General features: G+C 54.4%; 10 protein-coding genes and 1 pseudogene. 6 read left to right on the top strand and 5 right to left on the bottom strand.

The window, feature by feature from the left end; genetic code table 11:
• Window positions 1-67 precede the first annotated feature (67 nt).
• Together R3F50_13625 and R3F50_13620 are read left to right on the top strand one after the other, a co-directional pair.
• Window positions 68-358, top strand: coding sequence for a DUF4212 domain-containing protein (locus R3F50_13625; GenBank protein ID MEZ5491343.1), 291 nt, complete (start codon window positions 68-70; stop codon window positions 356-358).
• Window positions 355-2,043, top strand: coding sequence for a sodium:solute symporter family protein (locus R3F50_13620; GenBank protein ID MEZ5491342.1), 1,689 nt, complete (start codon window positions 355-357; stop codon window positions 2,041-2,043). Before R3F50_13625 ends, R3F50_13620 begins: the two co-directional genes overlap by 4 nt.
• Before the next feature lie 18 nt (window positions 2,044-2,061).
• On the opposite strand, the gene R3F50_13615 is transcribed toward R3F50_13620, so the two are convergent.
• Both R3F50_13615 and apbC read right to left on the bottom strand, forming a co-directional pair.
• Window positions 2,062-3,717: an amino acid carrier protein gene (locus R3F50_13615; GenBank protein ID MEZ5491341.1), complete on the bottom strand. Its 1,656-nt coding sequence runs from the start codon at window positions 3,715-3,717 to the stop codon at window positions 2,062-2,064.
• Window positions 3,718-3,763: 46 nt separating this feature from the next.
• Window positions 3,764-4,582, bottom strand: a pseudogene (gene apbC, locus R3F50_13610) (iron-sulfur cluster carrier protein ApbC).
• Window positions 4,583-4,797: 215 nt separating this feature from the next.
• On the opposite strand from apbC, the gene R3F50_13605 reads away from it, so the two are divergent.
• Window positions 4,798-5,334, top strand: a complete 537-nt coding sequence (locus R3F50_13605) for a hypothetical protein (GenBank protein MEZ5491340.1) — start codon at window positions 4,798-4,800, stop codon at window positions 5,332-5,334.
• A 217-nt stretch (window positions 5,335-5,551) separates the two neighbouring features.
• Here R3F50_13605 and R3F50_13600 read toward each other — a convergent pair whose 3' ends face one another.
• Both R3F50_13600 and R3F50_13595 read right to left on the bottom strand, forming a co-directional pair.
• The gene (locus R3F50_13600) at window positions 5,552-7,690 is read right to left on the bottom strand and encodes a V-type H(+)-translocating pyrophosphatase (protein MEZ5491339.1); all 2,139 of its coding nucleotides are present in this window, start codon (window positions 7,688-7,690) and stop codon (window positions 5,552-5,554) included.
• A gap of 341 nt (window positions 7,691-8,031) precedes the next feature.
• Complete coding sequence (locus R3F50_13595) at window positions 8,032-8,709, bottom strand: hypothetical protein (GenBank protein MEZ5491338.1); 678 nt, start codon at window positions 8,707-8,709, stop codon at window positions 8,032-8,034.
• Between the two features lie 330 nt (window positions 8,710-9,039).
• Here R3F50_13595 and R3F50_13590 point away from each other — a divergent pair, with 330 nt between their 5' ends.
• From R3F50_13590 to R3F50_13580, 3 genes are all read left to right on the top strand, one after another.
• Window positions 9,040-10,368, top strand: coding sequence for a hypothetical protein (locus R3F50_13590; GenBank protein MEZ5491337.1), 1,329 nt, complete (start codon window positions 9,040-9,042; stop codon window positions 10,366-10,368).
• 99 nt (window positions 10,369-10,467) lie between these two features.
• Window positions 10,468-11,703: a cystathionine gamma-synthase family protein gene (locus R3F50_13585; GenBank protein MEZ5491336.1), complete on the top strand. Its 1,236-nt coding sequence runs from the start codon at window positions 10,468-10,470 to the stop codon at window positions 11,701-11,703.
• A gap of 95 nt (window positions 11,704-11,798) precedes the next feature.
• The gene (locus R3F50_13580) at window positions 11,799-12,140 is read left to right on the top strand and encodes a Rieske 2Fe-2S domain-containing protein (GenBank protein ID MEZ5491335.1); all 342 of its coding nucleotides are present in this window, start codon (window positions 11,799-11,801) and stop codon (window positions 12,138-12,140) included.
• Window positions 12,141-12,185: 45 nt separating this feature from the next.
• Here R3F50_13580 and sfsA read toward each other — a convergent pair whose 3' ends face one another.
• Window positions 12,186-12,911 carry a DNA/RNA nuclease SfsA gene (sfsA, locus tag R3F50_13575; protein ID MEZ5491334.1) on the bottom strand — a complete coding sequence of 242 codons (726 nt, stop codon included), beginning with the start codon at window positions 12,909-12,911 and terminating at the stop codon, window positions 12,186-12,188.
• Window positions 12,912-12,913 lie beyond the last annotated feature (2 nt).

The following is a 12,913-nucleotide window of genomic DNA, read 5'->3' as shown; positions in this document are numbered from 1 at the left end:
ACCGGAGGCGAGGTCTTACAAGGCGGAGTCAAGGTACCTACTACAAAAAATAATAACGAGGTTTACGATGTCTGACGATAGCGCCCACTCTTATTGGAGAGGAAATCTCAAGATCGTCCTTTCTCTCCTGGCGGTCTGGTTCTTTATCTCATTTGTGTGTGGAATCCTGTTAGTCGATGTACTCGACCAGTTTCGTATTGGTGGATTTAAACTTGGGTTCTGGATTGCCCAGCAGGGTTCGATTTACGTATTTGTCATTTTAATCTTCGTCTACATCCGACTGATGGATAAGCTGGACGCTAACTATAAAGACGCAAATACCCCCTCCTCGAGTGATGCAAAGGAGGAATCGGAATGAGCGTACAAATATGGACTTTTGTTTTCGTTATTCTCTCTTTCAGCCTCTATATAGGTATCGCTATAAGGTCCAGGGCATCATCCACCCATGATTTTTATGTGGCCGGCGGCGGCGTTCCTCCGCTTGCTAATGGCATGGCGACTGCCGCGGACTGGATGTCTGCCGCCTCGTTCATTTCAATGGCGGGCCTGATTTCATTCCTGGGGCGCGACGGCACTTTTTACCTTATGGGATGGACCGGCGGCTATGTACTGCTGGCCCTGCTGCTCGCTCCTTACCTGCGTAAATTTGGCAAGTTCACGGTTCCTGACTTTATCGGCGACCGCTATTATTCGCAGTCCGCCAGGTTGATCGCTGTATTCTGCGCAATTGTAATCTCGTTCGTCTATGTCTGTGGTCAGATGCAGGGTGCCGGTATTGTTTTTTCTCGATTTCTCGAAGTAGACCTGACGGTCGGCGTGATTATAGGCATGACAATAGTCTTTTTCTACGCAGTGCTGGGCGGCATGAAAGGCATCACCTATACTCAGGTGGCACAGTACTGCGTCCTCATCTTTGCGTTCATGGTTCCGGCCATTTTTATTTCGCTGTTGATGACCGACAATCCCATACCTCAACTCGGATTCGGGTCCCAGCTTACCGAAGCGTACGGCGGTGGTTATCTGCTTGACCGACTTGACGGCCTGAGCAGCGATCTCGGCTTTGCCGTCTACACCGAGGGTCAGAAATCCACTCAGGACGTTTTCTTTATTACCGCCGCCCTGATGTTTGGCACTGCCGGCCTTCCGCACGTAATCATTCGATTCTTTACCGTACCCAATGTGAGAGATGCGCGACGGTCCGCGGGTTACGCCCTGGTGTTTATTGCAATTCTCTACACAACAGCACCTGCTGTCGCCGCCTTCGCGCGAACCAACCTGATCGATACAGTCAACAACGTTGAGTACTCGGAAGTTCCGGAGTGGTTTTCCACCTGGGAGACGACTAACCTGATCTCCTTTACCGACAAGAACAATGACGGACGAATTCAGTATGTCGGTGACCCTGAGCGCAATGAACTGGAGGTCAATCGCGACATCATGGTACTGGCCAATCCTGAAATTGCCGGGCTGCCAAACTGGGTCGTCGCTCTGGTCGCAGCAGGCGGCCTCGCTGCCGCCCTGTCTACGGCAGCGGGTCTGCTGCTGGTGATTTCGACGGCAGTTTCTCACGACCTGCTCAAGTGCAGCCTGATGCCTGGCATCAGCGAAAAACAGGAATTGCTTTACGCCAGGATAGCGATTTTTGTCGCCGTGCTGATAGCTGGCTACTATGGCATTAATCCACCAGGCTACGTGGCTCAGGTAGTCGCCTTCGCGTTCGGTCTGGCCGCCGCCTCTTTCTTTCCCGCTATTGTATTGGGAATATTCCAAAAACGCATGAACAAGGAAGGCGCCATCTCTGGAATGATTTGCGGATTCGCATTCACTGCGGGATACATCATTTATTTCAAATTCATCAATCCCGGCATGGACAATGCCGACGGCTGGCTGTTCGGTCTGTCACCGGAAGGTATCGGGACATTAGGAACGATCATTAACCTGGTGGTAGCCCTGGCAGTTGCCAGAGTTACGGCTGAGCCGCCCGAAGACGTGCAAAGAATCGTCGAGACAATCCGTTTACCCGGTGAAGCAATGGAGCATTAAGGACCGGCTTTTAACTGCTCAGCCGTGGAAACGCTTCCAATAATCACTGGTGGTTTGTTTCATTTCCCGGCTGAGCAACAAAATGCCGATCAGGTTAGGCAATGTCATCAGCACGATTGTGATCAATGAAACATTCCAGACGATAGTAGTATCGGCAAACGCCGCATAGAAAAACCCCACCACATAGACTACTCGGTAGGGCAATACCGCCGATGGACCCAACAGATAGGTGATGGCCCGGTCGCCGTAATACGACCAGGCGATGGCGGTCGAAAAGGCAAATAGCAACAGACCGATTGAAACCACGTACTTGCCGTATTCGCCCAGTAGCCCTCGGGTAAAGGCTTCAGTGGTCAGCGGTACTGAATGCAGCAATGAGCGCCCCGTTACCTGAACCGCGACATCTTCCAGCTGACCGTCAATTACCGAGAGGCTGCCGGTCACCGGGGTTTCATCCCGCAGATAGACCACATCTTCGGCAATTGAGCGTGAGTTGATTAAGGTGAAGGATTGTGTATTTGTCGCGACGCCACCCTGTACCTGAATATCGCCATTGTAAATCCCTATCCCGGAATCATCGCCTCTCAGGTAGGAAAACAACCGCTCCACCTGCTGTGGGTCCGAATCTGTGTAGGCATCCGCAAGGAACATCATATCCGCCCGCTGAAATTCGTTCTGGTGCTTCTCCATCCAGACGCCGGAGGACAGGATAACCAGACCGGTGATAGTACAGATAATTATCGTATCGATAAAAGGTTCCAGTATTGAAACCATACCCTCATCCACAGATTCCTCTGTTCTGGCAGCCGCGTGGGCGATAGGCGCAGAGCCCTGACCTGCTTCATTTGAGAAGAGCCCGCGATTGACGCCACGGTTCAGCGCGAAGGCAAATGTCGCCCCAAGAAAGCCGCCTGTCGCAGCAGACCCTGTGAATGCATCAGAAAATATACTGATGAAAGAAGGGATGACATTGCCCATGTTTGGAATAATTACCGCTACAGCGCCAATCAGGTAGATAAAGGCCATGCTCGGTACCAGTGTAGAGGCTACCAGGGCGATGCGCCGGATTCCTCCGATAATCACAAGGCCCAGCAGCACTGAAAGAACAGCGCCGGTAACCACCGGATTGATGGAAAACGTACTCTCCAGACCGGCCGCAATACTGTTAATCTGCGGCAAACTGCCAGTGCCAAACGCACTGAGAACAGTAGCCAGTGCGAACAGCATGGCCAGCCACTTGGCATTAAGCCCCTTTTCCATGTAGTACATCGGACCACCCGCAATCGTGCCGTCCTCTGTGGTCTCCCGGTATTTGTGCGACAGGGTTACCTCGACAAACTTGGTGGTCATGCCAAAGAAGGCTGTCATCCACATCCAGAACAGCGCGGCCGGCCCCCCCAGGTGCAGGGCCAGGGCGACGCCGCCTATGTTGCCGGTGCCGACGGTGCCGGACAATGCCGTTGACAGTGCCTGAAAGTGTGTCGTATCACCGACAGCCTCATCCGTGTCGTATTTACCCCGTGTGACCCTGATTGCATGTTTGAAGTAACGGATCTGGGGGAAATTCAAGTAGAGTGTAAGAAAAATTCCCACCGCTAACAGAAAAAAAGGAAACCAGGTCGCACTGCCGAGGAAACCATCCAGAAACAGCAGAAATTCATTTATGGTATCCAAAACATTGCTCCTCGCCGCTTTATATGGGATGTGCTAAAAAAAGCCGTCAGTCATCAGTTACCGATATCCTGGGCTCCTGCTTCAGTTCAGAAATCTGTGCCAGGTGTTGCACCAGGCTATCGGCCAAAGCCAGATAGGCCGCTGCGACAGGACTGTCCGGCGCGGCAACTACGCTGGGTTTGCCGGCATCGGTATCCTGCCGGATCTGAATATCCAGCGGCAGCGAACCAATTACGTCCACGCCGTAATCTGCCGCCAGCCGTGCCCCGCCACCGGTACCGAAAATCGCCTCCTCGTGCCCACAGTTAGAGCAGACATGCATACTCATATTCTCGACAACCCCTAACACTGGTACTCCCACTTTACGAAACATTTCTATGCCCTTGCGTGCATCCAGCAAAGCAACGTCCTGAGGAGTTGTAACAATGAGAGCACCGGAAACCTTTACGCTTTGGGCCAGGCTGAGCTGGATATCCCCGGTCCCTGGTGGCATATCGACGATGAGATAATCAAGATCTGACCAGAGCGTGTCGCTCATAATCTGGTTGAAGGCAGAAATTATCATGGGAGCGCGCCACACCATGGGTGTCTTTTCATCCACCAGAAACCCCATGGAATTACATTCTATTCCGTGGGCCATGACCGGCTCCATGAATTTCCTGTCGCGGATCACTGGCTTTACATCACGGGAGACTCCCAACATCAGTGGCTGACTCGGGCCGTAAATATCAGCATCAAGAAGTCCGGTTTTAAATCCCCGTTGCTGTAATGCCAGAGCAAGATTGGCTGACGTCGTGGATTTACCGACGCCACCCTTACCGGAGGCAATGCAGACTATGTTTCTTACCTTGCTTAATCCAGACAATGTCAACCTTTAGCCTGTACTCAGATATCATGAATGGAAATTAACGCGTGCGGGGATTATCATTGATTACGGATTAAAAACCAAGCCAGCTCCCGTCCGTAAATTCCGGCGCCAGCCCTGTAACTCAGACAAGTACCCCGATGACGTCATCAGGACTTGAAAAGCTGATGAGGTTGATGTTCCATTATTACCACCCCATCCCGAGGTGATTCCGATTGAACCATAGGAACCTGGCTTTTCTCTTATTAGTGGCTCCACTGATCAGTATCGGTCAGACCGCAGAAGAAAGCCCTCTCAAGTTTGCCTTCTATTCTCCGTCCTGGGGCGGTCGTTCAGGCCTGAATCTGCTTGCCGGGCTTCGTTTGGTCGTGGACAATCAGACCTCCACACAGATCCGACTGGAATCCATCGAGTTCCAGGCTGATGTTGAAAACACTACACCTCGGCGAGTGGCGATCAATCTGGATGTCGAGGCCAGGAATCTGGCTGAGAAAGAGCTGACCTACACCGATCTGCTCTCTTTGAATCAATGCGTCACTCGAACCCTCGAGGGAAGCTGGCGTCTCGTGGAGATTTCCAACTACACGCTCAATCCTTCGGTCAGGCGCCTGATTATCGAGGACACCAGCGCATTCCGGATTTACCAGTGTGTATCAAGCGTCAGGACCAGTTGGGTCGATACGAGGACCGGACAAAGGACTGTCAGGGACGAATGGGTTCTTTATCACTTTGAAAGCAAACCCGACGGCTGATGACAGTTAGATACTGTTTACAAACTGTCCCTCAGTCAAAATATTCAGTGCCCTTACAACATACTCCTGATGCCGGGAGCCAAGCTAAAATTTACTGATCGCTCGCGGCCACGCCGCTGTCGAAATCCTGTCTGATGATTTTTAACCACATAAAAAAAGGGGGCTAATGCCCCCTTTTTGTTAAGCGCCAATGTATCTGCGCCTTGTATCAGCCAGACTAGCCCAGCAGTACGCCACCATACTGAACAAAGAACGGGGCGAAAACCAGGCTCAGAATTGCTGAGAGCTTGATAAGAATGTTCAACGATGGACCGGAAGTATCCTTGAGTGGGTCACCCACTGTATCGCCGACTACAGCCGCCTTGTGGACTTCCGAACCTTTGCCGCCAAGATTGCCGGCTTCGATGTATTTCTTGGCGTTGTCCCAGGCACCGCCGCTGTTGGAAGAGGCAATGGCAAGTACACCACCGGCCACCAATGAACCGGCCAGCACACCACCTACAGCCTCTACACCGAACAGGAAACCGACTACCAGGGGCGTACCCATAATCAGCACTCCGGGTGCGATCATCTCCCGCAGTGCCGCGCGAGTAGAGATAGCCACGCACTCGGCATAATCTGGCCGTCCCGTGCCCTCCATGATGCCCGGAATTGTCCGGAATTGACGGCGGACCTCTTCGATCATGTCAAACGCGGCTTTACCCACTGACTTCATGGTCATGGCAGTGAACAGAAACGGCAACACGGCTCCCACGAACACGCTGACGTAGACTACCGGATCCAGCAGGCTCATACCCAACGGCGCAGTCGCTCCGTTTTCTTCCAGCAGGTTTGAGGCAGTGGTAATGAAGGCAGCAAACAGCGCCAGTGAAGTCAGTATGGCCGCACCAATGGCAAAGCCTTTACCAATGGCTGCCGTAGTATTGCCGGCAGAGTCCAGGATGTCCGTGCGACGTCGCACTTCCTTTTCCAGGCCCACCATTTCAGCGATGCCGCCAGCGTTATCCGCCACTGGCCCGTAGGCATCGATAGTCAGCGCGATTACCAGCGTCCCAAGCATTCCCAGAGATGCAATGGCTACACCATACATGCCGGCCAGTTCCCAGGAGACAAAAATACTCACAGCGATACACAGATAAGGAAGTACGGTGCTCTTGTAGCCAAGCGCAAGACCGTAAATGATGTTGGTGGCAACTCCAGTCTCGCAAGACTTGGCCACTTCCTGTACCGGCGCGTAATTCTCTGACGTGTAATAACCGGTCAATAAACCAACTGCCAGACCGGCAACAAGCCCGGACAGAAAGCACCAGTAGACACCCATGGAGGAATACTGTTCACCATTGAGCTCGAATGCCTCGGGAATCAGCATAGTCGTGAAGAAAAACATCACCACAGCCATCAGGGCGCTGGAGATCACCAGCAGCTTCATCAGGGCCGGCGCTACGTCGTCTTCCGTTTTAACGGATACCAGCATCTTGGTAACCAGGCTGACCGGTATTCCGACCGCCGAAATGAGAATCGGGTAAAGCAGTGCATCGGGGTTGCCGGCAAACGCAACGGCACTGATAACCATGGCAGCACAGGTACTCTCGGCGCAGGATCCAAACAGATCGGCGCCCATACCGGCTACGTCACCCACGTTATCACCAACATTATCGGCGATAACCGCCGGGTTGCGCGGATCATCTTCCGGGATGCCCTGCTCAACCTTGCCCACCAGATCGGCACCAACGTCGGCAGCTTTGGTAAAGATTCCGCCACCTACGCGGGCAAACAGGGCGATAGTAGAACCGCCAAGCCCGAATCCGGCAATAACCTCCATGAGGACAATGCTGGGCAGGTCCGCTGGTAACAAAAATTTCATTACCACATAGATTACAACCAGCCCCAGAGTCGCTAGCCCAACAAGGGCGAAGCCCATCACTGCACCGGAATTGATTGCCACCTCGAAGGCACTGGAAATGTCTTTTTTAGCAGATACCGTAGTGCGGGCATTGCCCTGGGTAGCTACTTTCATTCCAATGTAACCTGAGGCTATGGAGATAGCTCCGCCGAATAGAAAAGCGAAGGCTGTATAGATTCCTTCTCTGACACCCGGTGTGTGCTGGTCGTCGATAAGAATCGCAATGACCAGCGCAAAGCACACCATGAAAACCGTCAGGAACTTGTATTCCTGTTTTAGAAATGCCATGGCGCCATCGGCGATTGCACCATGAATGTACTTCAGTCGTATGCTCTGCTCTTCCTCAAGACCCAGGTCAAGAGGTACCGCTTTAACCTTGTTCATATAGAAGAACGCGATACCCAAGCCGAGAAGCGACAGGATAGTTGTTAAGGTGATTGTTATGCCCGTCATCTACCTTTATCCCCCAGTGGATTGATTAAAATTAAAGGCGCGCACTTTACCACAACAAACAGGACAAACAAAGCACGTTGAGGAGGCCTGATGCATTGAATTTCAGTGAGTTAGGTGATCCCGGGGCGGACAGGCAGGCGGGCTGACAGGTTCTGATGGCGGGCCTTGGCCAGGCGGGCAGGCCTGACCGGCCAGGATTCGGATTCAGGGCGGGTTTTTCTGCCCGCCCCAGTGAACTCAGGGTCGATGATGACAGGTTACGGACCGTTGTGAGCCCACATATGGCGGGCTGGCCTGTCTGAGAATCAAGCAGCTCATTACTTTGCTTAAGAATGGAAAAATTACTGGGCCGCTTGCGCCTCTTCGACGAGGCTGGTCCTGCGTGCTTCCAGGTCAGCAATCAGACCCTGTGCCAGTGGCTCCAACAGGTTGCCTGCCGCGTCCACGTTTTCATATTTCGCCTGCTCTTCCGCCAGCACCTCTACCAGCTCTTCGGCCACCAGGATAGCCTCCCGGTATCTTTCATTGGCCGCCTCAGTGGTCGCAACTGCCTCCCGCATCTCGGCGATCTGTGCCTCCAACTCGGCGATTCGGGCAAGTTTCTCCTCACGCTCAGCTTCGGCACGGGCCACAGCTTCTATCTCTCGCTGTCGCTGTTGCTCGCGTCGATGGACTGCTTCGCGCTCCTGGCGTTCCTGCGCGGCACGGGCCTCTGCTTCCTCGCGGGCTATCTCAGCCTGCTGTCGTCGCTCCGCTTCGAGACGCTGCTGCTCCCTGACGCGCGCCTGCCGCTCCCGTTCCTCTGCCTCGGCCCGCTGCCGGGCTTCCTCGGCCGCAACTCGCGCGACCTCCTGCTCCACGGCAACCCGTTCCTGTTCGGCGGCGGCCCGCTCGGCTTCCAAGGCGGCTTGCGACGAACAGGCGCCCAAAACCAGCGCAGTGAACAATACCAGCCCTGTCCGAAATTGCTCGCGACTGATGCGCCTTAATAAGTCCATTGATCCGGTAACTATACTCATGTTGCTGTTCCTGCCCGATCGGCTTGACTTGGCCCTGCCCTCGCTGCCACCCTGGTCAGCAGGCTGTATCTGCTACAGCTGCCGTATCCAGAGGGCCAGACAAGAGCCCGGGTCATCTATGCTGATGTTAACTTCAGCCTTTTGATTAATAAACAGTTAGGTGCGATTTTGTGGTGCTTGTCATACTTTCTCGCGATAAATTTGCCAGGAACCAGTAAAATACGCACCCAACTTTGTTGACAGTTCAGATTGTAACCCCGCCAGCGTAATTTTTCCCGCACTGAACTGATCACCAATGCAATTTTATCGGCAGGGCAACCGGTTTAGCCTATGAGTATTCTAGCATTGCGATCAGCCAGAGTGGCGGGGTTTACACTGCTTGTCGTCCTGATTGTGGCCTTTTTGCTGTCGGCTGGAACGTTGCAACGCTCGGCCCTGATTTATTCAGAATCCTCAGTCAGCGATGCTGAAGTCTCCTCAGTCGAGCGTTTGCTGGTGGATTCAGCTCTTGGTGATATCCGCGACGCGGAGCAGCGCCGCCTGTCACTCTCTGATGACGAAATAAATCTGCTCCTGCGCTATGCGACGGAACTGGTCGGTGTAGAAGATGAAATCAGCAGCCGGGTTTACCTGCCGGGCGACACTCTGCTTGCGGAGGTGTCAGTCCGCCTGCTGGCCTCCCTCCCCCTGTTTCTGAACCTCCGGGCTGGTTTTACCAGCGACAATGCCCGCCTGCGGCTTAGTTCCTTGCAGATAGGACATCTTCGAATCCCATCCGGCCTGGTCAGCAGCCTGAGCGCTCAGGTACAACAGCGCTATCTGGAAAAGCAGGCAGCCTTCAGGGGGATCATGGACCTCATGCAGGGTGTTGAGCAGATCACCCTTGCACCGGACCGGCTGGAACTGGATTTCACGTGGGAACCGGGCCTCCTTAGCCTGGTGAGAACGCAGGCGCAAGCACTGTTTCTTACTGCATCCGACCAGCCCCTGATCGCCGCCCAGTACAGGCAGCTGGCCGAGACTGTCAGTGATGTTCCAGCTACTGTCCGCGCTATCCCTCTCAGCGCATTGCTGAAACCCCTGTTCGCCCAGGCATTGCGGCAATCGCAGTCGGGGGCTGACCCGGTGGCAGTAAACCGCGCACTGCTGGTAACCGTCGCCGCCTATGTTAACCAGGAAAGTATCGAGCAGTGGCTGGCTCCGGAGCTGGCCACAGCAGTGTCGCGCCCTCCTTTCATTGAGGTGAGAATTCAGCAACGCCAGGACCTGGCGCAGCACGTCGCCTCCAGCGCAGCAATTGCAGCGACCGCGGGTATAGACGTGGCCCGGATACTGTCCAGCGTGAAAGAGAACTACGATGCCCGCTACCGCTCCGGCTTCAGTTTTTCAGACCTGACCGCCAATCGGGCGGGCATGCTGCTCGGCGCCTTGGCCACCAGCTCCCCTGAAAACGCGCTGGTGCTCCAGCAACGCCTGGCCAGACTGACCGGCGATGGAGACTATCTACCTTTCTTAACCAACAATCGTGACGGCCTAACCGAGTCGGACTTCAGCGCACGTTACCGGCACGAAAACAGTGCCGATTATCAGGCGCGCCTGCAGGAAATTGACGCGCTTCTCTACCAGCTTCCCCTGTTCGACAATCTGTCCGTAAATTGACCACTGAGACTGACGCTGGCACGGCGGCCGACTTCCATTATCGCAACGCCTGTTGTATAAATCGCCCCTCGCGCAACCCCGTCCCAGGTTTTCCTCGCCATGAATAAAAAAGGCTTTACGACAACCAATCTCCACTCTGACCGCCGCGACAATCCGGAGCACGGCGTTTTACACAAGCCGATACATCCATCTGTGGCCTACGGCTACGAAGATGCACGACAACTGGCTGAAGTATTTCAAGGGAAGCGCGCCGGCTACAACTACGGCCGACAGCTGAACCCCACGGTCACCGCGCTTCAGGAGCGCGTGACCAAAATGGAAAATGGGCTCGCCAGCGTGGCCTTTGCGACCGGGATGGCAGCGATTGGTTCCACCTTGTTGAGCCTCCTGAAAGCGGGCGATCACATAGTGGCCAGCGCCTTTCTCTTTGGCAATACCAACAGCCTGTTCCTCACCCTGCAACGGCTGGGTATCGAAATCAGTTTTGTGGATGCCACTGATGCCGGAAACGTGGCGGATGCCCTGCAAGACACCACGCGGCTTGTATTCGTCGAGACTATTGCCAATCCCGTCACCCAGATAGCTGACCTGTCAGCCATCGGTGAGCTATGCCAGGAGCGCGGCCTGCTCTATGTTGTCGACAACACCATGACATCCCCGTACCTGTTCCGACCTCGAACCGTCAAAGCAGGCCTGGTGGTGAACGCTCTGACAAAATATATCGGCGGACACGGAAATGCTCTGGGCGGCTGTGTGACAGATACAGGGTTGTATGACTGGAAAGACTTTCCAAACCTGTATGACACCTACAAGACTGGAGATCCAGCGCTCTGGGGCATCACCCAGATCAAGAAAAAGGGCCTGCGCGATTTTGGTGCCAGCCTGGGGCCGGAAGCGGCCCATCACCTGGCAGTCGGCTCTGAAACGCTTGCCTTGCGCATGCAGAAGTCCTGCGATAACGCCCTAAAACTGGCGCAATATTGTAACGATCACCCAAATATCAAGAATGTCTATTATCCGGGCCTGCCTCATCACCCCCAGCATGGACGGGCGAAGGAATTATTCGCACATTTTGGTGCCATCTTCAGCCTCGACCTTGACACCCATGTAGATTGTTTTGATTTCCTGAACCGCCTCGACTGCGTCATAAGCTCCAGCAATCTCGGTGACGTAAGAACCCTGGCAATTCCAGTCGCCCATACCATTTACCATGAAATGGGCCCCGAACGCAGAGCGTCCATGGGCATCGCCGACTCGATGGTGCGGTTCTCCATAGGCATTGAGGACGTCGAGGACCTGCTGGAGGACTTCCGACAAGCACTCGAGGGTTTCTAGCGTCCTGTCCGGTTAATTCGTTGCATTTCAGCGAATTAACCGGACAGGACAATAGGAAAGTATTGATCATGGAAAACTAACAGGAAAACAGCATCATGGTTTGTGTAGGAAACAGTGCGGATATAGAAGAGGGACAGTCCAAGGGCCTCGAAACTGCAGGCGCCTACCTGTTTGCGGTCAAAAAAGACGATCAGATCTATCTGTACCGCAACAGTTGTCCCCACCTGGGTACCCCCCTGGAATGGGAAGAAGACACCTTCCTGGATCCGGACGGCGCGTTAATACAGTGTGCGACCCACGGCGCATTATTCGAAATTGAAACCGGACGCTGTATTTCCGGGCCTTGCCTGGGCCAGCACCTGCAGCGGATTCCACATTTCGTGGACAACGGCCTGATCATGGTGGACGAAGCCAATCTGGGCAAACGCAACACCTGAGCAACTGGGGAGTCGGACCAAGACCCGGTAACCGGGGGTGGTGGGTCAACGGCTCCTTAATTCAACAGGCAGGGGGCGCGACAGCGTGATTTCCCTGGCGGACAGGCTGGCACCATATGCCAGCAGCTCGACACCCGCCGCTGCGGCCTCACGCAGCAGAACACCATAGCCCGGGTCAATGCTGTCGGCTGGGGCCACCCGCTCAATCCCCGAGTGCTGCACACAGAAAAGCAGCACCGCGCGCTGCCCCGAACTCTTGACAGCAACCAGCTCCCTCAAGTGCTTCTGGCCTCTCACCGTGACAGCATCGGGAAATAACCCCAATCCCCCACCAACCCCGAGGCTGACATTTTTGACTTCCACGTAGCAGTCCGGGAGCCCCCGTCCAGCGTCGCCATTCAGCAGAAAATCGATGCGACTGCGCTCCTCACCAAACTTAACCTCTTTGCGGTACCCGGAGTAACCCTTCAATTCCGTCAACATTCCCGCCTCCAACGCCTCGTCAACCAGCTGATTGGCGCGACCCGTGTTGATTCCCACCAGGTCTCCCTTGGCGGTTTCGACAATTTCCCAGGTATGGGGATACTTGCGCCGGGGATTGTCCGAGGTCGAATACCAGAGCCTGCTGCCCGGATCCTGGCAATTGAGCATGGAACCGGTGTTAGGACAATGCATTGTAATCAGCGCGCCGCTTGAGGTTCTGACATCGGCCAGAAAGCGTTTGTAGCGCTTGACCAATTCACCCTGCTGCAATTCCGGTGCGAATTTCACGG

It is taken from the genome of Gammaproteobacteria bacterium (genome assembly GCA_041395725.1).
In the GTDB taxonomy this organism is placed as follows: Bacteria; Pseudomonadota; Gammaproteobacteria; order Pseudomonadales; family Pseudohongiellaceae; genus NORP240.
The sequence above is the reverse complement of the archived record's forward strand: the minus strand, read 5'-3'. Positions and strand labels throughout refer to the sequence as shown.

Excerpts from the sequence above, each read along its gene's own strand:
- R3F50_13625 (MEZ5491343.1), top strand. The coding sequence starts at position 68 with ATGTCTGACGATAGCGCCCACTCTTATTGGAGAGGAAATCTCAAGATC.
- R3F50_13620 (MEZ5491342.1), top strand. The coding sequence starts at position 355 with ATGAGCGTACAAATATGGACTTTTGTTTTCGTTATTCTCTCTTTCAGC.
- R3F50_13600 (MEZ5491339.1), bottom strand. The coding sequence starts at position 7,690 with ATGACGGGCATAACAATCACCTTAACAACTATCCTGTCGCTTCTCGGC.
- R3F50_13595 (MEZ5491338.1), bottom strand. The coding sequence starts at position 8,709 with ATGAGTATAGTTACCGGATCAATGGACTTATTAAGGCGCATCAGTCGC.
- R3F50_13590 (MEZ5491337.1), top strand. The coding sequence starts at position 9,040 with ATGAGTATTCTAGCATTGCGATCAGCCAGAGTGGCGGGGTTTACACTG.
- R3F50_13585 (MEZ5491336.1), top strand. The coding sequence starts at position 10,468 with ATGAATAAAAAAGGCTTTACGACAACCAATCTCCACTCTGACCGCCGC.
- R3F50_13580 (MEZ5491335.1), top strand. The coding sequence starts at position 11,799 with ATGGTTTGTGTAGGAAACAGTGCGGATATAGAAGAGGGACAGTCCAAG.